We start from the raw sequence: 24,447 nt of genomic DNA, 5'->3' as shown, positions 1-24,447 counted from the left end.
CGGGACCCTGCTGACCGCGGCAACCAGGAACGACCGGGGGAGACCAGCGATGCCCCTGTCCGCCAGCCTCGCGCGCACGCCAACGTGCCCTCGCGGGCGGGTTCCCGGCATCCCTTCCGGCAGCGCGGAACCCGCCCGCGAGGCGTGTCTCACGACGCGTCGACCACCGTGCCCGTCACCACCGGCGCGCCCGGCACCGGCTCACCGGAGTCGTCGGACAACCGCAGACGCACCGACTCGGCCGGCTCCGCCAGCGCGTCCTTGCGCGTCGGCACCGTCACCTCCGCGCTCGTCCTGCCCGGAAGGACGGACACCCACAGCGACAGCCCCTCCACCTCGGACAGCGGCCGCTCCGGATCCGGCGAGGCACCGGAGGCGTCCCGGAGCCAGGCCGGGTCGACGTCCTTGCTGGACAGCTCCCGGCCGTCGGTGACCGGGACCACGGCGAGCACGCCGCCCACTTCGACGTCGGCCGCCGCGGACAGGGTCACCCGCCACTTCAGCGGCTCCCCCTCCGTCACCCGGTTCGCGACCGGGGTCACACCGATCGTGGGGGCCGGGTCGTCGTTCTCCGCGGTCACCCCGCCGAGGTGCGAGCCGACCACGCTCGTACGGACCGCCTTCACGAAGACGTCGTGCGTGAGGTCGTCGCCGTAGCGGGTGTTGCCCTCGACCTTCACCGGTACGTCGATGCCCTGAGCGCCGGGCCGCACCGTCACCAGCCGGTCCGTGACGTTGTCCGTGGCCGGGTCGGTGACGAACAGCCGTACCTGGCCGCCGCCCCGGCCCGACACCTGGACCGGCACCCGGTACGTCCGCTCGCCCGAATCCCCTTCCTTGACGGTCAGCCGGCCCACGTCGACCCGGGCCAGCGGAGCCTCCCGCACCTGGGGAGTGCCCGGCCGCCAGGCCCAGGCGTCCATCAGCCAGGCCCGCCCGGACCTTGTGCGCGGCGTCAACTCCAGTGACCCGATGTGGCCCAGGCCGACCGCGGCCGCGTCGTCGGCGCCGATCGGCACCCGTACCTCGCGCGCCCAGTACGACGCCGTCCGGTCCGTCCCCGGCAGCCCGTCGACCTCGACGCGGCCCAGCGTCCGGCGGCGCCCGGCGGTGTCGGTGACCGAGACGTCCAGGCGCGTCCCGGTGCTGTTCGGGGGCACGATGACCCGCAGCGCCAGCGCCTTGGCACCGGTCAGGGACAGCGGCCGCTCAGGACGTACCCGTACGGGAGAACCCGCCGCGGACCAGCGCAGCGCGACCGCGCGGCGGCCGGGCTCGCGGTCGGTCTCCCAGCGCGCGAAGTGCGGTGACGTACCGGCCGTCTCGGACGCCAGACAGGCGGCGGCCGACGACGGATGCACCGCCGAACACAGCCGGCCCCCGCTCACGGTGACCTTGCCGTCCGGCAGGAGACCGGCGCCGCGCCGCGCCCCCACCGCGTGGGTGAGGACACGCGCGGGATCGGCCGAGGGCGCGCGCCGGCCCGAGCCGTCCAGCAGCGGTCGGACGCGGTCGTCCCTGGCGACGAACAGCCGCGCCGCCGCCGCGATGTAGGTCGCCCCGGCCCGGTGCTGCTGGTCCGCGGTCAGCCGGGTACGGGTGCCGGGGGAGCAGACCGGGTCGGGCTCCTCCTCGTCGTGCCAGAAGTCGTCCTCGGCGGGCGCCACGGCCTGCCCCGGCGTCCACTCGGTGTTGAAGTAGTTGTGGTTGGCGCCCACCATGTACACGGCGCTGTGCAGCGCGGCACCACGGCTGACCTGCCGGGTCCCGTCGACGTACACCTCGCCCTGGAGGTCGGAGACGTCGCCGTCACAGCCCGGCAGGATCGTCGTCGACGGCACGTCCGGCACCGGGTTCTGGCCGAAGATCGTCGGGCCGATGAGCACGGTGCCGCGAATGTGCCAGCGCACCGGGCCGCGGTACCCGTCCTGCGCCGCGGGCGGCGGGTAGAGGCTGTCCATCGCCGCACGGTTCACGCCCTCGCCGCCCCGTGAGTGCCCGACCAGCAGCACCCGGGACAGATCGGCCCGGGGCGCCTTGCGTACCGCCGCCGGTGCCGTGCCCGGATCGGCGGACCAGCCGGCCCAGCGGGCGAGATGCCGCCGTACGAGCGAGGAACGGGCCTGTGCGCCGCCGTCCTCGGCGCTCCAGTCCTGGCCGTTGACGCCGTTGGCGGAGATCGACACGGTCACATAGCCCTGGGAGGCCAGGAGCCGCTGGTCGCGCAGATAGCCCCGATGGCTCGGTATGGGCTTGGTGCCGGCGGCGCAGGGCCACTCGCCGCCGGTCTCGCCCTGCGGGCTGTAGCAGGTGGAGTGCCGTCCGTGGAGGAACAGCGCGAGCGGACGGCGGCCCTGCGCACCCTGGGGCGCCACCACCACGGCCCTCATCTCGACCGGCTCGGCGAATCCGGGCAGCCGCACCGGGTCGAGGCCGTACTCGCCCGTGACGGTCCGGTACGCGCCCGGTTTGCCCGGGTCGACCGGGTTCGCCGGCAGCCGACGCGGGACGGTCACCGCCGGGCGCTCGCCAGCGGACGCCGACCCGGGCGCGTCCAACCGGCGCCCCGCCGCCCGCACTTGTAGCTCCTGCGGGGCGTCCAGCGGGACACCGTCGAGACCGAGCCGGAACGTCCGCCCGTCCTTCGCCGGCGCCGGACGGCCGAGCAGCCGGTCACCGGCGTAGAACTCGACCCGGGCGTCCCCCATCGGCACACGTTCGTCGGAGCGCCACACCAGCTTCCGTGCGGCCCCCTCGCCGGTGATGCTCCAGTCCGCCGGCAGACCGTCACCGTCGTCGACCGCTGTCGCCGACGGCCGTAAACCGGACGTCTGTTGGGCCTGAGCCCACCCTGGCGACGCCCCCACCACCGTGAGCACCGCCAGGGCGGTCACCCATATTCGCCGGGCACGGATCACGTGCCCCTCCTTCCGTCGGCACCGGGACGGCCCCGGGCCCCTCACCCGGGGAGGACGGACGGCGGGACCTGTGCGTTGCCTGTGCAAGGAGGGAAGAGTCAGGTCCACCCGGCGCGCGCAGGACTGGGCGGGCGTACGACGGGAAAGGCCACCACAATGAGCCGAACTCCCCAGCACCGCGCCGCCGTTGTCGGCACGGGCCACCGCGCCCAGACCTTCACCCGGGCCCTCGCCGAACGCCCCGGCCACCGCGTCGCAGCCCTCTGCGACCCCAGCCCCGCCCGCATGGCCTTCCACAACCGGCTGCTGGCCGACCGCGGCGAACCCACCGCCACGCAGTGGGAACCGGACCGCTTCACCGAGATGCTCGCCAAGGAGGACATCGACGAGGTCGTCGTCACCACCGTCGACGCCGAGCACGACCGCTACATAGTCCCCGCCCTGAAAGCGGGCTGCCGGGTGGTCACGGAGAAGCCGATGACCGTCGACGCGGACCGCTGCACCCGCATCCTCGACACCGTCCGCGCCACCGGCAACTCCCTCACCGTCGCCTTCAACTACCGCTTCAACCCCGTGCACGAGACGGTCCGCGCGCTGCTCGCCGACGGCGCGATCGGCGAGATCCTCTCCGTCCACTTCGAGTGGCTGCTCGACGTACGCCACGGCGCCGACTACTTCCGCCGCTGGCACCGCGAGAAGGACCGCAGCGGCGGCCTCATGGTGCACAAGTCGGGCCACCACTTCGACCTGGTCAACTGGTGGCTCGCCGATGAGCCGAGGGACGTCTTCGGCTACGGACGGCTCGGCTTCTACGGCCGTGCGGCGGGCGAACGCCACGGGCTGCGCCGGGACTACGACCGCGCCCACGGCGCCGACGCGGCCGCCGACGACCCCTTCGCCCTGGACCTGGCCGCCGACGACACCCTGCGGGCCCTCTACCTCGACGCCGAACCGGACAACGGGTACGTCCGCGACCGCAACGTCTTCGACGGGCCCGTCACCATCGAGGACGACATGGCCGTCCTGGTGCGCTACGCGCGGGGCGCGACCATGACGTACCACCTCACCGCGTACTCACCGTGGGAGGGCTACCGGGTCATGTTCAACGGCAGCGCCGGACGCCTGGAACTCGAGGTCGAGGAAAGCCGCTGGCAGCCTCCCCGGGCCCGGATCGCGTCGAACAGCGGGGCGTTGCACGGGGACACGGCCGCGGAACACGCGGGCGGCGCACGGCTCACCCTGCGCGCACTGTGGCGACCCCCCGTGGAGGTTCCGCTCGTGACCGCCCACGAGGCCCACGGCGGGGGAGACCCGCGCATGCTGGACGCCCTGTTCGGCCCCGTCGATCCCGCGCCGCCGACCGACGCGGGGACGGCAGCCCGTACGGCCGCCCATCCCACGGCCACCGAACGCGACGGCGCGCTGGCCCTGGCGGTCGGGCTCGCCGCCAACGAGTGCTTCGAGACGGGCCGGCCCGTCGGCGTGAGGGAACTGATCCCCGGGCTGGCTCAGGTCCAGGCGCGGTAGGGCTCGTCCACCAACTGGAACACCGGCTCGCCGCGGACCGGGTCCTTGGCCGTGGACAGCCGGACCCGGTCACCGCTGTGGATGCCGATGGGCGGGCCCATGACCCGGCCGCGTACGACGAAGCCCTCGGCCATCTCGACGAGGGACACATTGCGGGCGGCGGGGGTGTTGCGGTGCACGGTCGTGGAGTGCCGGACGGTGCCCACACCCTCGCTGCGCTCCGTCCGCAGCTCACTGCCCTGACAGACCGGACACAGCAGCCGGTGGTACATGGCGGTGCCGCACCACGTGCACCGCTGGAAATGGATGGCCTCCCGGTCGGCGGCCGCGGACGCCGCGGGGTCGAGGACGCCGACCGCGGAACCGGCGGTCTGACGAGCAACGCTTCCTGAGTGGTGGTACACGCTGGTCAACTCCCTGCGCTGGGCCGGAATCCCACGTGCGCGGGTCACCCGTGCACGGACGTGCCCGGTTCGCCGTGCCACCGTGCACGGCCTCAGCGTATGGCACTCAGTGCCACTCGTAAAGGCACTGCGTACCCTGAATATGAGAGGAGTGCGGATTCAGTCGCGTCCGAGTGTCGTCTCGATCTCCTGCACGACCCGCCACAGCGGTGCGCCGCGGCGGGACACCACGACCACCACGTCCTCGGACCGCTCGTCGGTGGGTCCGCCGACGGGCTCCCCCGTGGGAGGCGGGGCAGGGGCGGCGCCGAAGGCGGACTGCACATAGCCGAGGGCGTGGTCCACCTCGGCGCTCGCATCGCCCTGGCCGTCCGAGCGCAGCCAGGAACGCAGCGCGTTGTTGTGCGCCGCGACCACGGCGGCGGCGATCACGTCGGCCTGGAGGGTCCCGTCGCGCCGGCCGCGGAAGCGCCTGCGCAGGTACTCGGCGAGGGCGCGCTCGTAGCGCCACACGACCGACAGCTCGTAGGCGCGCAGGCCCGGCACCTGCTTGGTGAGCCGGTAGCGTTGCACCGAGAAGGTCGGGTTCTCCGCGTACATGCGCAGCACCAGGCGGGCCGCGTCGCACACCCGGCGCACCGGCTCGTGCTCCTGTTCCTGCCCCCGTCCTTGTCCCTGTCCCCGTCCTGGCTCCTGCCCCTCCTCGCCGCTCGCGGCGAGGAACGCCGTCATGTCGGCCAGGCATCGCTCGTGGTCCGGGAAGACCACGTCCTCCTTGGACGGGAAGTAGCGGAAGAAGGAGCGCCGTCCGACACCGGCGAGCGCCACGATGTCGTCGACCGTCGTCTGCTCGTAGCCCCGCTCCAGGAACAACTGGAAGGCCGCCGCGACCAGCGCCTCCCGCATGGGGGGCTTCGCCGCCACGGCTTCCGCCTTCTCGCCGCGACCGGGCGTCGCACTGCTGGAGCTCATGAACGGGAACGTAGCACCAGGGCGAGGGCGATGGCACTCAGTGCGCTGCTCAGGGGGTACTGAGTGCTGTCTGGTGCGGTGATGCGCGGTGATGTGCGGTGCGATGGGTCGGGCGTCGGCGCGGCGGATGGCGGCCTAGTCATGGACGCCGTACTCAAGACCCGCCCACGCGTGTCGCGGCGGCCGAGGCGGCGTACTGCCGCGTCCTCGCCGTGCCGTCGTACGCGCCCGTCGAGCCGGTCCCCGGCCGTACCGTGCGCCGTGGGTTGGAGGGGATCGGCAGGCGGGAGCTGTGGTCGGCGGGGCTGTGACCTCGGTCTACCCGACATTTGTTCGGTGAGTGGCGGTCCGCATACGATCGGCTGCCGCCGCAGCCGAGGAGCCCCGCATGCCGCCCGCCCGACCCCGCGTCCTGTACGTCACCGACCTGGCCTACCCGGCGCGCGGGCGGCGCTACTGCGACGAGGACATCCTCCTCACCTCCCGCCTGCGCGACGACTTCGACCTCGCCCTGTGCCACCCTCGGGACGCGGCCGCGCTCATGGCCGCCTTCGACGCGGTCGTCGTCCGCAACAGCGGTCCCGTGCTGGACCACCAGGACGCCTACGACGACTTTCGCCGCCGTGCGCTCGCCGCCGGGACGCGCGTCTACAACCCCCTCACCGGCAAGGCCGACATGGCGGGCAAGCAGTACCTGCTCGACCTGACCACGGCCGGATACCCGGTCATCCCCACCGTGGACAGCGCCGACGACCTGCACCTCCTGCCCGAGGCCGACCGGTACGTCGTCAAGCCCAGGATCGGCGCCGACTCCATAGGGCTGCGGATCGTCCCGGCGGACGGGGTGCGCGAGCAGGCCGACGGGGACGTCCTGATCCAGCCCCGCGTCGACTTCGCCTACGAGGTCTCCTTCTACTTCGTCGACCACGACTTCCAGTACGCCCTGTACGCGCCCCACACCGACCGGCGCTGGCAGCTGGAGCCGTACGAACCCACCGACGGCGACCTGGAGTTCGCCCGGCGCTTCGTGGAGTGGAACGGCCTCGGGTACGGCGTCCAGCGCGTCGACGCCTGCCGGGCGCCGGGCGGTGAGCTGCTGCTGGTCGAGTTGGAGGACCTCAACCCGTATCTGTCGCTCGACGCCCTGGACGCCCCGGACAGGGACGCCTTCGTCGCCGCGATGAAGGCCTCCCTGCACCGTTTCCTGGCCGTCGAGGCCTGACCGGCCGGAGCCGACGGCGGCGGCCGCGCGCTCACCCCAGCCGTACGGTGATCTTCTGTGTGGCGCCCTTCGTCGCGCTCAGATCGCAGGCCTGGTGGTGCCGTCGACGACGAAGGGGGCGCCGCCCGTCGGGCCGAGGTTGCGGTTCTCGACCGTCGTCTCCACCGCCGTGCCGTCGATGCACTAGCAGACCCTTGAGGTACTGCCCGATCGCCGCCCGCCGGCCGTCCGTGGCCCCGCCCACTCAGTTCACGTCCGGCAGGGAGGCACGCCAGTCGCTGCCGGCCGCGTCCGCGAGCGGCTTGCGCGAGGCGGTCGTGTCGGGCAGCCGGTACGGGTCGACGGTGGGCCAGAAGGCGTCGCTGTACTGGCCGTTGCCGGTCTCGTAGTACGTGATCCGCCGGTCGGCCACCGATCGGGGCCGCGCCAGCGTGCGTTCTCCCGTGACGGCGCTTTTAGCAGGAGAACGCTCAAACGATCAACAGCTGATACCGAAGTGATCGTATCGATCACTTCGGGAGGGCGAGTCGGCGTGGGGACCGGAGTGCTTCGCTGAACCGGCGGGACCGCAACCCCGTATCACTTCCCGGGGAATGGTGAATCCCGTGAAGACGGGACGGAAGGAGAGCGGCGTGCCCACACGGCCCGACCCCGAGCAGTCCGACGAAGGCCCGGCCCTGGAACCGATCCGCGTCCTGCGCCCGCGCCGCACCGACGCACTCGCGGAACTCTTCAAGGAGATGGAGCGGGACCGGAACGGCTACGAGGCCGTGGCCGTGCCCCCGTCCCTGCCCGGAACCGAGGACGCGACACAGGAACTCCCGCCCGTCGCCGAGGAGACGAGGATCGCGCCGCTCGGCAGCGGCGCCCGCCCCCGCCCGGCCGCGTCCGGCGGCCCCGGATTCCGCCGGGCAGCCGTCGCGGTCGCCGTCACCGCGGCGGCGGTCGTCGGCTTCGGCGGGGCCCTCCTGCTCTCCGGCCGTGGTGACGACACGGCGGCCGGGGCGCAGGATCCGGACCCGGCCGCGAGCGCCTCGGCATCGGCCGAGCCGGCCCCGAACGCACCCGGTGGCGGTCCCGGTGCCGACGGCTCGGGTGACCCCGGCGACTCCGGTGACCCAGGGGGTTCCTCCGCCTGCACGGCGTCCTTCCGGACCGTCAACAGCTGGCAGGGCGGCTACCAGGGCGAGGTGACCGTCACCAACGCGCCCGCCGCCTCCGTCTCCGGCTGGACCGCGACGGTCGTACCGGACGGCGGCGCCCGCCTCACCCAGGTCTGGGACGGCACCCTCACCACGACCGGGGACGGCACCGCCACCGTCGCCAACGCCTCGTGGAACGGGAGGCTGGCGCCCGGCGCGAGCGTCACGTTCGGGTTCATCGCCGCCACCTCGGAGTCCGGTGCCCCCTCGGCGGAGGTCACCTGCGCGGCGACGGCCGGCGCGTCCTGACGCCCGGCCCGCAGGGTGCCGCCCGATGACGGCCCGTCAGCGCCGGTCGACCAGCGCCTGGGACACCGCGCGCACACTGCGGGCGATGTGCTGCAGCTGCATGACCTCCGCCGCGTACATCTTGATGGTGAGCTCGATGACCGACTCCGGCATGCCGAGGGCCGGCAGATCGGCCCGCGCGGTCTGCAGCGCGGTACGCGCGACCCGGATCTCGTTCTGGACCTGGATCTGCGCATGGCGGGCGAGCAGGACGGGGTGCCGGATCAGCGCCGGGTAGCTGGCGTAGCGGGCCGGCACCAGCTCACGCAGCCACTTGGCCGCCGAACGTTCCCAGTCGTAGGAGCCGGGGGTCTTGACCTGGCACGGCCAGTCCGGGCTGATGCGCGTCGTCGTCAGGGTCATGGTCATCGCTTCCGGGTGTGCGGCGTCGGCCGGGGTGTCCGGCGGGGTCGGGGCGGTCCCGGCCTAGGGGATGACCGGGACCGCCGCCACGGGCGCTCGCTCAGGCGATGCCCGACCGAACAGCGCGAGCGCCGACGCGGGTAGGAGACGGCGGCCACCGCTGTTCGTTGAGGAGCCCGCCGGGGCAGCCGGCATGCGCACGACGGATGGGGTGAGGTGCGCATGAGCGGACCGGCTGCTTTCGGCGGGCGGATGGTGCGTGTGAAGTATTTATATATGCCGTCTGGTTTTCAAGGCGCATGAAAACATTCATGCGTGATTTGAATGGAAAGGCACCGTCCTGTGGCGGTTCGGCAGCCGGTTCCTGCGGGATCAGTCCCGCAGGAAGAACTGGTGCTGGTCGGAGATGTGCTCGTAGTCCTCGAGCCGGGCCTGGGTGCGCTCCGGGTCGGCGTCGGTCATGGCCTGGAGCAGCGCGGCGGCCATCACGCCGGGCGCGGCGTAGGAGTCGAAGACCAGCCGGGAGCCGGTGCCGGTGGCGAAGACGACGTCGGCGGTGTCGGCCACCGGCCCGAGCGCCAGGTCGGTGACCAGGGCGACCTTCAGACCGGCACTGCGCGCGACCCGCACGGCGGTGAGCGTCTCCTGCGCGTGCCGGGGCATCGAGAACGCCAGCACCCAGGTGCCGCCGGCCTCGCGCGACTGGAGCAGCGCGTCGTAGGCGACGCTGCCGCCGCGCGTCACCAGCCGCACATCGGGGTGGATCCGGCGTGCCGCGTAGGCGAAGTACTCGGCGAGAGAGGCCGAGATGCGCAGCCCGAGGATGGTCAGCGGGGTCGACCGCGACAGCTTGCGGCCGATGTCGATCACCTGGTCGGGGTCGGCGAAGTCGCGCCGCAGGTTCTCCAGGTTCTCGATCTCGGCGTCCACGGCGGACTGGAGTTCGTTGGCGCCGTTCTCCTCCGCCGCCGCGGGACCCCCGGCGAGGCTGCCCAGGGCGATCGCCTGGAGCTTCTCCCGTAGCGCCGGGTAACCGCTGAAGCCCACCGCCCCGGCGAAACGCGTCACCGAGGGCTGGCTGACGCCGACCCGCTCCGCGAGATCGGTGATCGAAAGGAACGCCGCTTCGGTGATGTGCTCGATCAGGTACTGCGCGATACGCCGCTGTCCGGGGGACAGCCGGGGCTGGTCGAAGAGTGTCCTGAGCTGGGAAGTCGGGGACGCCTCCGCTTCCGGAGCGGTCTTGCCCGAAGTGATCGCGGATGCCTGCGCGCGCGCCTGCTGCGGCGATGGCAGGGCGCCTCCTTTGTCTTCCACAGTGCTTCAACATAGCCCACACACCGTGCTGGCCAGGGCTGGTGCGAGAGTCGCGAGCGGTGCGCTCACCGCCGATAGATCGTGATCGAATGGCCGACCGTATCGATCGGACGACCGCTCTCGATCAATTCGGCCAGCCGGCCGGTCGCCTTGGCCGCCGCGGAGTCCGACACGACGAGCAGTCCGCGCACTTCACGCGCGGGCACCCGGCGTGGATCGGCGGCGCGGATGCCGTAGAAGGACGGCACACCGCTGCCCTTGTAGACGAGCCAGATCCGCTCGCCCGGATACCGCTCGCGCAGCCGGTCCGCGAGCCGGCCCAGGTCCTGACCCCAGTCCACGTTCGAGTCGTGCAGCCTCAGCCGCGTCTTCGCCGGACCGCCGAACGCCTCGTTGGAGTACGGCAGGTAGTACGGATACGTCCACAGCGAACTGACCGCGACGAACAGCACCAGCGCCCCCACCGCGACCCGCGCCCACCGCCACCGAACCGCGACCACGCACCCCGCGGCCACCGTCAGGAACATCGGCACGAAGACGGCGTACCGCGTGCCGAAGTCCCGCGACCCGAGCATGGCCGAGGCGAGCAGCACGGCGGTCGGCACCAGCAGATAGGGCGCCGCCGGCCGCAGCCGCCGCACGGCCACCAGCGCCACCGCGCCCGCCGCCCACAGGACGAGCATGCCCAGCGGTGTCTTCACCAGCAGCGCGGCCGGCAGGTAGTACCAGAGCGAGCCCGTGTAGAGCCGGCCGAACAGGAAGCCCTGCCACGGGTGGTTCTCGAAGCCGAACTGGATCCGCATCCCGTCCCGGTACGCCTCCGGGAACGGCAGCAGCTCCACCACGAGTCCCCGCAGCCCGTGCACGACCGGCACATGCTGCTGCGGCGCCCACCGCAGCCGAGGGTCGACCACCAGGTACGTGGCCCATACGACGCCGATGGCGACCAGCACGACGACGCAGGCGCCCGCGACCGCCCGGACGACGGTCCTGCGGCGGGTCTCGGAGGGCGCCCTCGCGCACCACACCGACCAGGCCGCCAGGGCCGCCACCACCGGGACCGCGGCCAACGCGCTCATCTTCGTCGCCAGAGCCGCGCCGAGCGCCGCTCCGGCGAGGGATACGCACCACCGCGGCCGGTGCCGGGCCCGCCACAGCAGCCAGACCGAAGCCAGCACGAACCCCGCCGCCGGAACGTCCAAAGTGGCCAGCGAGCCATGGGCGATGACGTCGGGGGAGAAGGCGTACAGACTGAGCGCCGCCAACCCGCCCACCGCACCGGCCAGTTCACGGGCGAAAGCGAAAACGATCAATCCGAACAAGAGAGTCAGGACGATCACGGGGAGCCGGGCGAACAGCATCAGCCGCCATGGGTCGTTCCCGGACTCGTACAGCAGATGCCGGCCGAGTCGGCCCTGATCGCCGATGAAGGAGTGATCGACCTGCGGATCGGCCAGCGCCACACCGGTCCCGACGACCAGCTTGCCCAGTGGCGGATGCTCGGGGTTGTGGACCAGACGGTGCTCGTACAGGTACTCGGCCGCCGCGCCGACGTACACGGGTTCGTCGATCGTCGGCGTCTGGTGCACGGCGGTCGTCACCATCGCGACGGCCATCTGGCCCAGCAGCACGACCACGAGAAGCGGCACCAGCCAGCGCCTCCGGGCCGCACCCGAGGGCTGCGCGTCGGGCGTGCCGGGTGCGTGGGGTGCGTCGGGCGCGTCCGGGACCGCCCGCGACGCCGGGGCCGACCGCAGTTCAGGGGCCATGGCCGAGTGCCGTTCGAGCGCCATCATCCGCTCCGCGGCGCCGTCGGCCCCGCGGCGGCGGGAGCTGATCCGGAGCCGGCCCATGGGCCTACTCTGCACCAGCCCCCGCCGGGGACGGCGTTACCGCCTCAGGAGTCGTACCGACAGACCGTCTGCCGTGTAGACGGGTACGGCTCGCAGCTTGTCCGAGTTCACCTCGATCCGGTCGAACTGACCACGCAGCCGCTGCGCCTCGATTACGGGAACGGTCGTCCCCGCGACCGGCGGCCGCTCGGCGTCGAGACGCAGCGACAGCACGCTGCCCCGGCCCAGTACCACCCGGCCGGACACCTCGAGCGCCGGACCGTGGTTCTTGCGCAGCGGCAACTCCAGGGCCGTCTCGCCCTCTTGGACGAACGAGCCGCGCACCCGCAGCACCTTGTCCGCGCGGACCACACCGCCCTTGACCCGCACGTCACCCTGCCCGAGCGCGTTGGCGGACCCGGCGACCAGGGTGCCCGCCTCGACGACCGTGCCGCCGTGGTACCGGTTGTGCCCCGTCAGCGTGAGCGTGCCGGTGCCGCGTTTGGTCAGGCCGCCCTCGCCACGGATGTCGTTGCGCCACACGTCGGCCGCGCCGAACCCCCCGGCCGCCGCGTCGAGCGTGACGGTCACGTCGGAGTCGAAGGCGCCGTAACCGTCCGCCGCCGTGAACAGGTCGAGCCGCCCCCACTGCTCGAAGCCGTCCAGCAGGACGTACCCGGCGGGCAGCGCCGTCGTGCGCAGCACCTCGCGGCGCTGGGCCGCGCTCAGATACGGCTGGCGCGTCTCCAGCAGCACCTCGGCGCCCTTCGGCACGGTCAGGGCCTCGTCACGGCCGCGCCGGGTCAGCACATACGTCAGCTTGGGCTTGACGGTGCGGGCGTTGGCGTCGCGGTCGGCGTACGGGTCGCTGTCGGCGTCGGCCGAGTGGGCGTAGGCGTACAGCGTGTCGGCCGTCGTGCCGGTCCGCTCCTCGAAGTAGGCGAGCGCCTGCGCCCGGGCGGCGGCCTTGAGTTCCGCGTTGGCCGGGTCGGCGAGCGCGGCGGCGGCCAGGGCGGTGGCCATGATGCGGCCGCCGAGGACGTCGACCGTGGAGTGCATGCCCGCCACGATGCGGGTGTGACTGAGCTCGAAGGCGCGGGTCACCAGCTCCTGGAAGCGCTCCGGTACGGCGTAGGCGTACGCCAGGGCCGCCAGGTGCAGCGCGTTGGTGTGGCCGCTGGGGAAGCCGCCGTCCTCGGCCGCGTTCTCGCCGCGCTGACGCAGCAGCTGCGGGGCGACGATCACCTTCGAGTCGTAGACGGGGAAGCCGAACTCGTCCTTCCGGCCGGTGTCGACGACCTCGCTGTCCTCGTTCATCCGCCACGGACGCGGGTACTGGAAGGCGAACTTGGCCGGGTTGCCGGACGCGAACGGGCCCCGCACGGTGTCGACCAGACGGGCCACCTGGCCGAGGTCGGAGTCGTACGAGCCGGCGCCGATCGCGGAACCCGCGGGCGCGTCGGCCGGCAGGGTGTCGCTGATCTTCCCGGCGGGGGTGCCGTCGGGCGCGCTGGTGATCGAGGTGACCGCCTTGGCGCCCGACTTGTAGAGGTCGGCCAGCGGACCGAGCCCGGCGATCACCGAGTAGCTCTGGTGCTGACGGTCGATGATGAACGATTCCTTCGCCTGGGCGTCCGTGCGCACGGCGGTGATCCGGGCGCAGTAGCGCATGTTGGCGCGCAGCACCTCGGGCGCGAGCGGAGTGCCGGTGTTCCAGGCGCCACCGGTCTTCCACACCTTCGCGAAACCGCCGAGGATCCGGACGACCGCGTTGGTCTCGGGCGTCTGGTTCGCGACGACGTTCGTCTTGTAGTCGTCGACGAACGCGGCGGCGCCGACGGCCGCCTTGGCGTCCGCGGCGGGCAGCCAGCCGGCGAGGGCGGGAACGGCCACCAGTGCCGCCCCGCCGCCGACGGAGGCCGTCAGAAAGCGCCTTCTGTTCAGGGACGGGGTGGCGGGGCCGGCGGATGACGGCATGTGTGCCTCTCTCGAGTTCTTCGGCCGTACGGCCGGGAAGGAGATCGAAATGATCGACTCGACCGTCAGGCGTACGAGACGCCCATGAGACGCACCCGCGGTGCATGAGGTGCAAGGGATCGAGTCTTACGAGCGAAGATCTACGGGCGAGTTGTGTCGAACTCGGGATCGTCCGGCGTCCGGCAGGTGTCACACAAGTGAACGGGCGAGCGCCAGGGCTCCGTCGACCGGCGGCACCAGAAGGTGCTGCGGCCGGGCCCCCGGCACACGGTCGGCCAGAGCGGAGACGAACGCGTCGTACAGGACGGGCTGGGCGAGAATCGTGCTTCCGGCGACGACGATGTCGTCCACCGGGACCCCGCGCGAGGCGAGTTGCCCGACCAGCGCGGCCAGCGACCGGCCGCCCTCGTCGATCACGGCACGGGCGAGCGGCGAACCGGCCTCGGCGGCCGCGAACACCACCGGCGCGTGCCGCCCCCACTCCGCCGAGGCGCTCTGGGCGCCCTCCAACGCCGCACCCAGGCCGGGCACTTCGGCGACACCGAACGCGTCGAGGAGCCCGTGCGCCAGTGCGTCGGGCTCCTCGCCGAGGTCGTGCGCCGCCCATACGGCCCGTGCCGCCTCGCGCACGAGACCGGCCGAGCCGCCCTCGTCGCCGAGGACCGCGCCCCAGCCACCGACCTGGACGGCCGTGCCGTCGGCCAGCCGGCCGACCGCGACGGACCCGGTGCCGGCGACCAGGCCGACCCCCTTGTCCAACCCGGCGGCCGGAACGAGGAGTTCGGCGTCCCCCACCACGGACGCGGGCGCGTCGAAGTGGAGTTGGAGCGCGGTGCGGATCTGGGTGCACTGGCGAGGCGTCTCGCACGCGTGCCCGCCCACGGCGAGCGCGGACGGACGTACGCCCCCCGGCAGGGCGTCGGCGACCAGTGCGGCCAGCCAGCCGGCGGCGGCCACCGGGTCGTGCGGCCGCCAGCCGCTGCTCGCACGGACGTGATCGGCGACCAGGACGTCCCCCGCGCGGGCGCGTAGGTGCGTCTTGGTGCCGCCGACGTCGATGCCGACCATCAGAGGGCTGGACAAAGGGGTGACCTGCACGGATTCTCTTTCGTCGATGCGCTGTGTGCTGCGACGGCGGGCGAACCGTGCCGGTGGGCAAGACAGTTCAAGAGCTAGGGAAGCCCCGGGACGGGCCTCTGGACGGACCACGGCAGGCGAGTACCGTGACGTTCGTTAGGAAGTTAACTAACGAAGTACAGTGCGTGTCAATAGGCGTCGCGCAGTCGGCTTCCCGGGCCTTTCGCCCGGTGCGGAAACGCGCGCCGCCAGGGCAACCCATCGCCGCCTCCCGCCGAGCCGATCGGCCCGGGAGAGCAGCCTGTCATCTGGGGGAACTGTGGAGAACGACGTGGTAAGAGCCCCCCGTCTGACCGAGAGCGCGAGCCACGTATTCGCCGTGCTGGCCCAGGCCGGCACGGCGACCAGGCCGCAGCTCGCCAGCCTTGCGCGGCTGTCCAAACCGACGGTCTCCGCCGCCGTCGCCGAACTGGAGGGCGTCCGTCTGGCCGCCCACTCCGGCACCGCCTCCAGTGGCACGGGCCGCAACGCGGCCGTATACCGCCTCGGCCCGGCCGCCGGCGCGGTCCTCGCCGTCGACCTCGGCCCCGCGCTCACCCGGGTCCGCGGCTGCGGCCTGGACGGCACCCTGCTCGCCGAGGCCACCGGACCCCGGGCCGAGGCGGCCGACGTGGTGCGCGAGGCGCTCGGCGCGCTGCCCGCCGACGCCCCGCTCCGCAGCATCGTCGTGGCCGTCGGTGACGTCACCGCCCGCGCCGAGGAGGGCTCCGGCATGCGCCCGGCGACCGCCAAGGCCGGCCCCGTCTTCGACGCGGTGACCGTCGCGCTGCCGACAGGCGTCCCCGTCCACCTCGAGAACAACGTCAACTGCGCCGCGCTCGCCGAGCTGCACGAGGGCGCGGCACGCGGTCGGCACACCTTCGGCTATCTGCGGATCGGCGTCGGTATCGGTCTGGGCATCGTCGTGGGCGGCCAGGTGCTGGCCGGGGCCAACGGGGCGGCCGGAGAGCTCGCCCGGCTGCCCTACCCCTGGGACGACGACCTGGAGCCCCGCCACGAGGCACTGGAGGAGTACATCGGCGCCCGCTCCCTGCTGCGCCGGGCCGCAGAAGTCTGGCCGGCCTCCGACGGTTCGTGCCCCGGCACGGCCGACCGGCTGTTCTCGCTGGCCGCAGAGGGCAGCGCCGCGGCCCGTGCGATCGTCGACCGGCACGCCGTGGACGTGGGCCGGCTGGCCGCCGCCGTGACCGCCGTACTGGACCCCGGGCTGCTCGTCCTGGGCGGCAGCACCGGCGCGTTTCCGCAGCTCCTGCCGGGTGTGCGGGCCGAGCTGGAGCGACTGAGCTGGCCCACCGAAGTGGTCAGCAGCCAGGTCGGTGATCTCGGTACCGTCGTGGGTGCCGCACGGCTCGCGGTCGCCAGAGGAGTCCAAAACGTGACCGAGGCGGCGCGGATGAAGGATTGACGGTTTCGGATCCGGTCTGCCAATGTCCGGACAAGCGCTTTCTAAGTCGGCCGGGACGCCGGCTTGGGGCAAGCGTCCCGCCCGTACTCGACGTACGGCAACCGCACGAGGGCGTGCCCGTGCGGTGACGGCCAGGACGGCCGGGGGCCTCGCCCCGCGTGGATGACGCGGCCGGGCGAGGCCGTGCCCCCGGAAAGTGACTTTTCCTGCAAAATGCACCAGTGCCGCCTTCGTCGGCGCCGTGCTCCGTCCCCTACCACGAAATGGGATCGAAGATGACCACTGTGGGTGTGCGGCGCTCCCGCCGACTCGGCCGCGGCGGCATAGGCCGCCTGGTCCCCCTCGCTGCCGTGGCCACGGCAGGTGCCCTGCTGCTCTCGGCCTGCGGGTCGGGATCCGACTCCGGCGGGACCTCCAAGTCGCTGACGTTCTGGATCTCCACCGTTCCGGGGCAGGACGCGGGCTGGAAGAAGATGGTGGCGCAGTACGAGAAGGAAACCGGCGTCAAGGTCAAGCTCGTCAACATCCCCTACGACGGCTACACGACGAAGCTGCACAACGCCGCGCAGGCGAACTCCCTGCCCGATGTGGCGACCGTGCCGGCGCTGGACCCGATCTGGTCGAACAAGCTGATCGACCTCAGCTCCATCGCGAACAACAAGACCAACAAGATCAACAAGAACTTCGTCGCCAAGGACTCGTCCGGGAAGGTGCTGGCCATCCCCTCGGACGTCACCGCGTCCGGCATGTTCATCAACAAGTCGCTCTTCGAGAAGGCCGGCGTCTCCTTCCCGACCTCGCCGTCGAAGACCTGGACCTGGACCGACTTCATCGAGGCGGCCAACAAGGTCCGCGAGAAGACCGGCGCCAAGTACTCCCTGACCTTCGACCAGTCGCCGTCCCGGCTGCGCGCCATGGTGTACGAGATGGGCGGCAAGTACGTCCACGCCGACGACTCCGGCAAGTTCTCGGTGGACGCGGCGACCAAGAAGGCCGTGAACACCTTCGTCGGATGGAACGACGACAAGACCATGCCGAAGTCGGTGTGGACCAGCGGCGCCGACCCGTCCGCCATGTTCCAGAGCGGTGACGTGGTCGCCTACTGGTCCGGCGTGTGGCAGGTCGCCGCCTTCTCGGAGAGCATCAAGAAGTTCGAGTGGGCCAGCGTCCCGACCCCCGCCCAGCCGGTGCAGGCCAGTGACGTCAACAGCGGCGGCATGACGGTCGGCTTCAACAACAACGCCGACGCGGCCGCGGCCGCGCAGAAGTTCCTGTCCTGGCTGTACGAGCCGGCCCACTACCAGGCGCTGTGCGAGGCGTCCGGGTTCCTGCCGGTCGAGACCGGTCTGAACCCGAAGTACCCCTTCAAGTCCGAGGCGGCGCAGGCGGCGTTCAAGCTCTACAACGAGTCGATCCCGCTCTACGCCCCGATCTCCGGCTACTTCAACAGCGCGCAGACGAACTGGGTGCTGAAGGGCAAGAGCCTCACCGAGGACCCGACCAAGACGGAGCTCGGCAAGGCGATCAACGGCCAGCAGACGGCCGACAAGGCCCTGCAGAACATCGTCGACGGCTACAACCAGCAGGTCGGCGGCTGACCGCAGGCCGACAGGCCGGCCCGGGCGGCGGTGTCCCGACCCCGCCGCCCGGCCTCCGGGCCCACGTGATGCCGGGCTCATGGCCCTGAGCCCACAGGAACCCAATCCACCAGCACGGAGTCAGGAAGATGACCAAACGCGCCTCGGACGTGTCCGTGAGCCCGCCCAGGAGACGCAGTAAGTACACCCTTGCGCCGCTCGTCCTCATCGCGGCCAACGTCGTGCTCTTCGCGCTGTTCTTCCTCTGGCCGGCGGTGATCGGGCTCGTCTACTCCTTCACGAACTACACGGGTGTGGGGGCGTTCCAGTTCGTCGGACTGGACAACTACCAGAACCTGTTCGGGGACTCCACCTTCTTCGACGCGCTGACCCGGACGCTGCTGTACACCGTGCTGTTCGTCCCGCTGAACTTCGTGTTCTCGCTGCTCATCGCCAACGTGCTGGTGAGCAAGCACGCCAAGGGCGTCTCGGTGGCCCGGATCTTCTTCTTCATCCCGTGGCTGCTGTCGCCCATCGTCGTGGGTGTCCTGTGGCGGTGGCTGTTCGGCGAGAACTTCGGACTGGTCAACTACCTCATCGAGAAGGTCGGCGGAAGCGCCGTTCCGTGGCAGTCGAACGCGGACCTGTCGCTGCTGGTGGTCGTGGTGGCGGCGTCCTGGGCCTGGACGGGCTTCTCCATGCTGCTGTTCATCGCGGCGATCAAGAACGTACCGACGTCGTACTACGAGGCGGCCGCGCTCGACGGCGCCGGTCCGTGGCGCCAGTTCATCAGCATCACACTGCCGAGCATCGCGCCCACGTCCTTCATCGTCATCCTGCTCAACACGATCCACGCGATGAAGGAGTACCCGCTGTTCGCCTCCCTCAACAACGGCGGACCCGGAACGTCGAACAACCTGCTTGTGCAGTACATCTACCAGACCGGATTCAAAGCGGGCCAGATCGGCTACGCGAGCGCCGCGTCGTTCGTGCTCATGCTCATCCTGATGGTCGTCGCGATCGTCCAGATGATGGTCAACCGGCGGGTGGAGAACCGATGACAACCACAGACATGCCACGCAAGGTCGACGACCGGCCCGGACGGGCTGCCCGCAAGAAGCGGCCCAGCGGCGCGGCCAGTGGCGGGCTCCGGCGCGCGGTGCCCGCGACGACACTGCTGTGGGTCCTGGCGGCCCTCTACGGGGTGCCGGTGCTGTGGTTCGTCCTCAGCTCCTTCAAGCCGGCCGGAGACCTGTTCTCCCTTCCGCTGACGCTGTTCCCGCACAACCCCACCGTGTCGGGCTACAAGGCGGCGTGGGACAGCGCCAACTTCTCCCAGTACTTCATCAACACGACCATCGTGTGTGTGATCGCGACGATCCTCACGGTGGGAGTCAGCTGCTGCACCGGCTACGCGCTGGCCAAGTACGACAACAAATGGCTCAAGGTCTTCTTCGTCGGCATCCTGGCCACCACGATGCTGCCGTCCGAGGTCATGCTCGCCCCGCAGTTCCTGGTCGTCCGCGACCTCGGCCTGTACAACTCGCTCGCCGGCATCATCCTCCCGGCCGTGCTCACCGCGACCGGCTGCTTCATGTTCCGCCAGTTCTTCCTGACGGTCCCCGACGAGCTCATCGAGGCAGCCCGCATCGACGGGGCGAAGGAGCTGTCGATCTTCCTGCGGATCATGGTGCCGATCTCCCGGCCCATCATGCTGACGCTCGCCATCCTCTCCTTCCAGTGGCGGTGGAACGACTACATCTGGCCGCTGCTGATGCTCAACGACCCCGAGAAGTTCACCGTGCAGATCGGCATCCAGAGCCTCGTCGGCGCGCAGAACATCAACTGGTCGGTGCTGCTCGGCGGATCGGTCATCTCCATGGTCCCGCTGATCGTCGTCTTCCTGGTGTTCCAGCGTTACGTCATGAACGCCGACATCAACGCCGGACTGAAGGACTGACCTTGCCCACCCCGCTCGACCACGAGTTCGTCCGCGCGGCGGCGCTCGCCGCCGACCGGTCGGCCGCCCCGCTCGCGGCCGACCCGGACGCGGAACCCACCGGTCTGCCACACCGTGCTCTGGCCCGCCGGGTGAAAACCCTGATCGCGGCGTACCGTTCCCCGGACTCGGCACTGCACGGCAGCGCACAGGCGGTCACCGCCGCGATGACCCACCTGCGCGCCCTGCGGGCCGTGCAGACGCCCTCCGGCCTCTTCGCGGGCGGCGACAACGTCCAGTCACCGCCGGACTCCGCGTTCACCGTCAACGACGTCTGCGACGCGTACGTCCTCGCCGCCGCCGCGGGAGCGGAACTGGCCGAGGTGACGGCCGGGCTCGCCGAGATCGCCGGCGCCGCCACCGCCCGTCTCCTGACCGGTGGCGTGCACACCCCGAACCACCGCTGGGAGCTGAGCGCGGCCCTCGCCCGGCTGCACCGGTCCTTCCCCGACGACCGACTCCTCGACCGCGTCGAGGAGTGGCTCGCCGAGGGCGTCGACATCGACCCGGACGGCCTGTACTCGGAACGCAGCGCCGTCTACGCGTCCATCGTGACCAACCCGGCGCTGCTCCTGCTCGCCGAGGTGCTCGGTCGGACCGACCTGTCGGCCGCCGTCGAACGCAACCTCGCCGCCACCCTGGACCTGATCAGACCGGACGGCACGGTGGAGACCCTCCACTCGCGACGGCAGGACCAGAAGCTCGCGTTCGCCCTGTGGCCCTACCTGCCGCACTACCGGCTCCTCGCGATCCGCACCGGCCGGGGCGACTTCGCCCGGGCGGCACGGCTGGCCGCCGCCGGCGGCATCGACGACCCCGACCTGCTCGCCCAGACCCTCCTCACCCCGGACCTGAGCCGCGAACTGCCGGCCCCGCACGCGGAGAAGCTCCCGCGCGAGCGGTACCTCAGCACCGCACGCCTCGCGCACCACGCCTCGGCCACCGCGCACACCGTGGTGTACGGCGGCTCCGACGTGCCCGAGCACCGGCGCATCCGCTCGGGTCTCGCCTGCAACCCCACCTTCCTGCGCCTGTTCGCCGGGGACGCCGTCCTCGACGCGGTCCGCCTCTCGCGCGGCTTCTTCGATCTGGGCCCGTTCCGCGCAGCCGACATGGAACGGCTCGCCGACCACCGGTACCTGCTCACCCAGAGCCTCACAACCGCCTACTACCAGCCGCTCCCGAAGGACCACAGGCGTGACGACGGCGCCTACCGCCTGGTGGACGAGGGCCGCTTCTCCGCGGCGATGGCCTTCCCGGACCGCCCGCAGGACGAGGTCCTGCACACGACCCGAGTCGAGGTCGACCTGCGGGAGGACGGAGCCGACCTGCGGATCGACATCAGCGGCCCACCGGTGCCCTGGGCCCTGGAACTGACCTTCCGGCCGGGCGGCGAGCCGCAGGGCGCCGTACCGCTCGGCGAGGGACGCTGGTGCCTGACGAACGGGCCGATGACCTACCGGGTCGGCGACGACGAGATCCGGATCGAGGCCGCGGTCGAGGCGGGCGAACCGCTCGCCGGGCCGGAACGGAACGACGTACTGCGCTACGACCCGGGGCAGGACTACACCGTCGTGGGCGGCACCGACGCGACGACCGGGAACCACGTCTACATCGGTGGGCTGGGCCCGCACACACTGACCGTCGCCATCTCCGGCACGAAGGGCTGAACCCGTGCATCTCCCTCGCCAGCTCGGCGCCCTGCACGACCTCCCCGACACCCCGGAGGCCTACGACGCCGTCCTCGCCGACGTCGTCGAGCAGGCCCTGGCCCGGCTCACGCCGGAGGGCAACCTGGAGCACCCGGACTGCGTCGACGACATCGGCGACACGTCCCTCGGCATCACCTCGCTCCTCGCCCTCGCCTGGCAGCGCGGCCGGGACCCGCGTCTGCCGGAGGCGGTGCGCCGCAGCCTCGCCTTCCATCTGCGCGAGCGGGTCTACACCGAGGACAACCCCGGCTACCCGAACCTCAGGGCCCGCCACTCGGCCCTGCCGTACGCCCGCTACACCCTCGCCCCCGGCGCCCACCCCATCGGAGACTGGCCGAGCACCGTGTGGGCGCTCCTCCAGGCCGTCGACGTCCTGGACCTGGCGGACGGGCTCGTCGAGGGCGAGCAGCGCACCGAACTGCTCGACGTCGCGCACGGCTACTGGCGCTGGCTGACCGAGGCGACCTTCTTCAACCCGCAGGAGGCCGGCAACCAGGCCATCGGCTGCGTCGTCGGCGGGCTGATGCTGGCCCGCCACCTCCCGCCGGGCAAGGGCGAGCAGGTCCGCGCGCGGGCCCTCGCCCTGTACGCCGACAAGATCCGCGCCCACCGCGTGGCCGACCGGGGCGCACTGCTGCCGCCCGAGCACGGCGGCGCCTACGACAACAACTACGGCCCGATCTCCCTGTCCTTCCTCGCCCAGGCCCACCGGGTCAGCGGCGAGCGGATCTTCGCCGAGGACGGCGACGCGCTCGCCCGCTACATCGACGCCCGCCTCACCGGCGGCGGCTTCGACAACGGCGGCCCGCGCTACAGCGAACAGCACAGCGGCTTCGAGTCGGTCCTGGGCCTGCGCTACTTCAGCCGGCGCGTCGGCTCCGACCTCGGCCGCTACCGGGGCGACACCCGGTGGGGCCGGCACGCGGTCAAGGCGGACGGCGGCGTCGACGGTCACTTCGCGTGGATGCTGGTCTGGCAGATCCAGGACACCACGCGCTGGCACCGGAGCCCCTCGCCGCTGCCGGCCCGCCATCAACTGCGTGCAGGCACGGTCTCGGTGGCCTTCGACGACCGAATGACCCCGTCGCTGGTCGAGGCGGCCGGCACGTACTACCTCGCCGCGGCGGTGAACCGGCAGCACGGCTTCGGCCCGGTGACGGACGGCTTCCTGTTCTGCCGCCCGATGGGCGAGGTCCGGGTCCGGGACGTCCGCGCCGACGGCCTCACGGCCAAGCTCGTCACCAAGCCGGTCGTGGGCCGCGACCACGTCCTGCGCCATGTGCGGTCCCTGTACGTCACCGACGGCACGCGCCTGTGGCTGACCGTCGCCGTGGAACGGCTGCCCGGCACGCCCTATCTGCTCGCCGGGATGCCGTACGCCGTCGACGACGGTGACCGTGTGCGCAGGACGGCGGAGGGCGAGGTCACCTCGGCCGGCGCACTGCGCCTGACGCACCCCGAGTCGGACGGCGTGGACCACTTCGACGCCCGCGCCGGGCAGACCCAGGAGGAGGCGGCGTTCGCCCTGGCGGCCGACCCGCGCGGCTACGGCAACCCCGACGAGGGCTGGCGGCACCTGGTCGCCTCGACGGCCCTGGAGGCCGAACCGGCCCCCGGCGCCCCGGAGGACCTGCACGTCTTCGCCGTACGCTACGGAGGGTCCGGCCCGTTCGGCGCACTGACCGTCGAACGCGACGGTTCGCGGCTGCGGATCCGCACCGAGGCCTTCACCGCCGTGCTCGGCGAGACGGCGGGCGACGCACACGGGGATCCGGAGCTCACGCTCAAGGCGTCATAGGCGTCATTGGCGTCACAGCGTCACAGGGGTCATAGGCGCTCGCGGCTCATCAGGGCCGTGGCCGGCACCACCAGGTCGGCCCGGTCCCGGGTCGCGGCGACCAGGTCCGCGTTGCGCTGGTCGGAGCCCAGCACCCAGGCCACCGCCTGGTCGTGCGGCTTGCCGAACTCCTCGTGACGGGCGATCAGGCGCCGGACCCGCTCCGGCTCGTCGGCCTCGCAGAACCACACCTCGTCCAGCTGCGGCCGCACCCGCGCCCACGCCCCCGTGTCCAGCAGCAGGTAGTTCCCCTCGGTCACCACCAGCCGGGCGGCCGGCGCCACCGGAACGGCACCGGCGATCGGCTGCTCCAGCACCCGCTCGAAACCGGGCGCGTACACGATGTCGCCGTCGGCCTCCTCGCGCAGCCGCCGCAGCAGCGCCGCGTACCCCGCCGCGTCGAAGGTGTCCGGGGCGCCCTTGCGGTCCCGGCGTCCGAGCCGCTCCAGCTCGACGTCGGCCAGATGGAAGCCGTCCATGGGCACATGCGCGACCCACGGGTCCCCGGAACCGTTCAACTCCCGCACCAGACGCTCGGCGAGCGTCGTCTTCCCCGCGCCGGGGCTGCCGGCGACACCGAGGACGGCACGACGGCCGGCGCGCGGGAGAGAGCGGGCGCGGGCGAGCAGATCGTCGAAGGTCAGGGCCACACGGCAGAGTGTGTCACCCCCGGGTCAGGCACCTGGCCGAACATCACACTGCACGCCAGTCCCCTGCGGGTTAGCTTGTCCGTGTTTTCGATCTTTTCATCGCTTTCC

General features: G+C 71.9%; 17 protein-coding genes and 2 pseudogenes. 9 read left to right on the top strand and 10 right to left on the bottom strand.

The features are described 5' to 3' along the window. Nucleotides 1-149 precede the first annotated feature (149 nt). A complete protein-coding gene (locus ACFZBP_RS12205; protein WP_391412309.1) occupies nt 150-2,918 on the bottom strand; it encodes a hypothetical protein in 2,769 nt (922 codons plus the stop codon). Between the two features lie 156 nt (nt 2,919-3,074). On the opposite strand from ACFZBP_RS12205, the gene ACFZBP_RS12200 reads away from it, so the two are divergent. Beyond that, nucleotides 3,075-4,445, top strand: coding sequence for a Gfo/Idh/MocA family protein (locus ACFZBP_RS12200; RefSeq protein WP_383443092.1), 1,371 nt, complete (start codon nt 3,075-3,077; stop codon nt 4,443-4,445). Here ACFZBP_RS12200 and ACFZBP_RS12195 read toward each other — a convergent pair. Next, the gene (locus ACFZBP_RS12195; RefSeq protein WP_383444079.1) at nt 4,427-4,849 is read right to left on the bottom strand and encodes a Zn-ribbon domain-containing OB-fold protein; all 423 of its coding nucleotides are present in this window, start codon (nt 4,847-4,849) and stop codon (nt 4,427-4,429) included. The two genes, ACFZBP_RS12200 and ACFZBP_RS12195, sit on opposite strands and share 19 nt — an antisense overlap. Before the next feature lie 159 nt (nt 4,850-5,008). After that, the gene (locus ACFZBP_RS12190; RefSeq protein WP_391412306.1) at nt 5,009-5,821 is read right to left on the bottom strand and encodes a TetR family transcriptional regulator; all 813 of its coding nucleotides are present in this window, start codon (nt 5,819-5,821) and stop codon (nt 5,009-5,011) included. 388 nt (nt 5,822-6,209) lie between these two features. Between ACFZBP_RS12190 and ACFZBP_RS12185 the strand changes: the two genes are divergently transcribed. Further along, a complete protein-coding gene (locus tag ACFZBP_RS12185) occupies nt 6,210-7,043 on the top strand; it encodes a hypothetical protein (RefSeq protein ID WP_391412304.1) in 834 nt (277 codons plus the stop codon). Nucleotides 7,044-7,130: 87 nt separating this feature from the next. Here ACFZBP_RS12185 and ACFZBP_RS12180 read toward each other — a convergent pair. After that, a pseudogene (locus ACFZBP_RS12180) lies at nt 7,131-7,458 on the bottom strand (polysaccharide lyase family 8 super-sandwich domain-containing protein); the annotation flags it as partial. A gap of 217 nt (nt 7,459-7,675) precedes the next feature. Between ACFZBP_RS12180 and ACFZBP_RS12175 the strand changes: the two are divergent. Then, on the top strand, nt 7,676-8,494 hold the full coding sequence (locus ACFZBP_RS12175; protein WP_391412301.1) for a cellulose binding domain-containing protein: 819 nt from the start codon (nt 7,676-7,678) through the stop codon (nt 8,492-8,494). 36 nt (nt 8,495-8,530) lie between these two features. Here the strand turns inward: ACFZBP_RS12175 and ACFZBP_RS12170 are convergent, their stop codons facing one another. The 5 genes from ACFZBP_RS12170 to ACFZBP_RS12150 form a co-directional block, all read right to left on the bottom strand. Further along, nucleotides 8,531-8,902 (bottom strand): hypothetical protein, encoded by a 372-nt coding sequence (locus ACFZBP_RS12170; RefSeq protein ID WP_062720457.1) that lies wholly within the window; start codon nt 8,900-8,902, stop codon nt 8,531-8,533. Nucleotides 8,903-9,268: 366 nt separating this feature from the next. Then, the gene (locus ACFZBP_RS12165) at nt 9,269-10,192 is read right to left on the bottom strand and encodes a MurR/RpiR family transcriptional regulator (protein WP_383444082.1); all 924 of its coding nucleotides are present in this window, start codon (nt 10,190-10,192) and stop codon (nt 9,269-9,271) included. An 86-nt stretch (nt 10,193-10,278) separates the two neighbouring features. Then, nucleotides 10,279-11,829, bottom strand: a complete 1,551-nt coding sequence (locus tag ACFZBP_RS12160; RefSeq protein WP_391413007.1) for a phospholipid carrier-dependent glycosyltransferase — start codon at nt 11,827-11,829, stop codon at nt 10,279-10,281. A 273-nt stretch (nt 11,830-12,102) separates the two neighbouring features. Then, nucleotides 12,103-14,022, bottom strand: a complete 1,920-nt coding sequence (locus ACFZBP_RS12155; protein ID WP_391412298.1) for a phosphatase PAP2 family protein — start codon at nt 14,020-14,022, stop codon at nt 12,103-12,105. Nucleotides 14,023-14,211: 189 nt separating this feature from the next. After that, nucleotides 14,212-15,090 (bottom strand): N-acetylglucosamine kinase, encoded by an 879-nt coding sequence (locus ACFZBP_RS12150; RefSeq protein WP_383444088.1) that lies wholly within the window; start codon nt 15,088-15,090, stop codon nt 14,212-14,214. A 340-nt stretch (nt 15,091-15,430) separates the two neighbouring features. Here ACFZBP_RS12150 and ACFZBP_RS12145 point away from each other — a divergent pair, with 340 nt between their 5' ends. The 6 genes and pseudogenes from ACFZBP_RS12145 to ACFZBP_RS12120 all read left to right on the top strand — a co-directional run bounded on the left by ACFZBP_RS12145 (nt 15,431) and on the right by ACFZBP_RS12120 (nt 23,650). Next, nucleotides 15,431-16,564 carry an ROK family protein gene (locus ACFZBP_RS12145; protein ID WP_383443111.1) on the top strand — a complete coding sequence of 378 codons (1,134 nt, stop codon included), beginning with the start codon at nt 15,431-15,433 and terminating at the stop codon, nt 16,562-16,564. Nucleotides 16,565-16,839: 275 nt separating this feature from the next. After that, nucleotides 16,840-18,162 (top strand): extracellular solute-binding protein, encoded by a 1,323-nt coding sequence (locus ACFZBP_RS12140; RefSeq protein ID WP_383443114.1) that lies wholly within the window; start codon nt 16,840-16,842, stop codon nt 18,160-18,162. A gap of 128 nt (nt 18,163-18,290) precedes the next feature. After that, nucleotides 18,291-19,202 carry an ABC transporter permease subunit gene (locus ACFZBP_RS12135; protein WP_391412295.1) on the top strand — a complete coding sequence of 304 codons (912 nt, stop codon included), beginning with the start codon at nt 18,291-18,293 and terminating at the stop codon, nt 19,200-19,202. Continuing rightward, entirely contained in the window at nt 19,199-20,101 is a 903-nt protein-coding gene (locus ACFZBP_RS12130; RefSeq protein ID WP_391412293.1) for an ABC transporter permease subunit, read from the top strand. The genes ACFZBP_RS12135 and ACFZBP_RS12130 overlap by 4 nt, the downstream gene beginning before the upstream one ends. 2 nt (nt 20,102-20,103) lie before the next feature. Beyond that, a pseudogene (locus ACFZBP_RS12125) lies at nt 20,104-21,817 on the top strand (hypothetical protein); the annotation flags it as partial. Beyond that, nucleotides 21,815-23,650: a hypothetical protein gene (locus tag ACFZBP_RS12120; protein WP_391413004.1), complete on the top strand. Its 1,836-nt coding sequence runs from the start codon at nt 21,815-21,817 to the stop codon at nt 23,648-23,650. The pseudogene ACFZBP_RS12125 and the gene ACFZBP_RS12120, both read left to right, overlap by 3 nt. A 29-nt stretch (nt 23,651-23,679) precedes the next feature. Here ACFZBP_RS12120 and ACFZBP_RS12115 read toward each other — a convergent pair whose 3' ends face one another. Next, nucleotides 23,680-24,339 carry a nucleoside/nucleotide kinase family protein gene (locus ACFZBP_RS12115; RefSeq protein WP_391412291.1) on the bottom strand — a complete coding sequence of 220 codons (660 nt, stop codon included), beginning with the start codon at nt 24,337-24,339 and terminating at the stop codon, nt 23,680-23,682. Between the last annotated feature and the right edge of the window lie 108 nt (nt 24,340-24,447).

Source organism: Streptomyces sp. NPDC008086, from assembly GCF_042957325.1.
GTDB lineage: Bacteria > Actinomycetota > Actinomycetes > Streptomycetales > Streptomycetaceae > Streptomyces.
The sequence above is the reverse complement of the archived record's forward strand: the minus strand, read 5'-3'. Positions and strand labels throughout refer to the sequence as shown.

Excerpts from the sequence above, each read along its gene's own strand:
- ACFZBP_RS12190 (WP_391412306.1), bottom strand. The coding sequence starts at position 5,821 with ATGAGCTCCAGCAGTGCGACGCCCGGTCGCGGCGAGAAGGCGGAAGCC.
- ACFZBP_RS12150 (WP_383444088.1), bottom strand. The coding sequence starts at position 15,090 with ATGGTCGGCATCGACGTCGGCGGCACCAAGACGCACCTACGCGCCCGC.
- ACFZBP_RS12130 (WP_391412293.1), top strand. The coding sequence starts at position 19,199 with ATGACAACCACAGACATGCCACGCAAGGTCGACGACCGGCCCGGACGG.
- ACFZBP_RS12135 (WP_391412295.1), top strand. The coding sequence starts at position 18,291 with ATGACCAAACGCGCCTCGGACGTGTCCGTGAGCCCGCCCAGGAGACGC.
- ACFZBP_RS12160 (WP_391413007.1), bottom strand. The coding sequence starts at position 11,829 with ATGGCCGTCGCGATGGTGACGACCGCCGTGCACCAGACGCCGACGATC.
- ACFZBP_RS12200 (WP_383443092.1), top strand. The coding sequence starts at position 3,075 with ATGAGCCGAACTCCCCAGCACCGCGCCGCCGTTGTCGGCACGGGCCAC.
- ACFZBP_RS12185 (WP_391412304.1), top strand. The coding sequence starts at position 6,210 with ATGCCGCCCGCCCGACCCCGCGTCCTGTACGTCACCGACCTGGCCTAC.
- ACFZBP_RS12170 (WP_062720457.1), bottom strand. The coding sequence starts at position 8,902 with ATGACCATGACCCTGACGACGACGCGCATCAGCCCGGACTGGCCGTGC.
- ACFZBP_RS12140 (WP_383443114.1), top strand. The coding sequence starts at position 16,840 with ATGACCACTGTGGGTGTGCGGCGCTCCCGCCGACTCGGCCGCGGCGGC.
- ACFZBP_RS12155 (WP_391412298.1), bottom strand. The coding sequence starts at position 14,022 with ATGCCGTCATCCGCCGGCCCCGCCACCCCGTCCCTGAACAGAAGGCGC.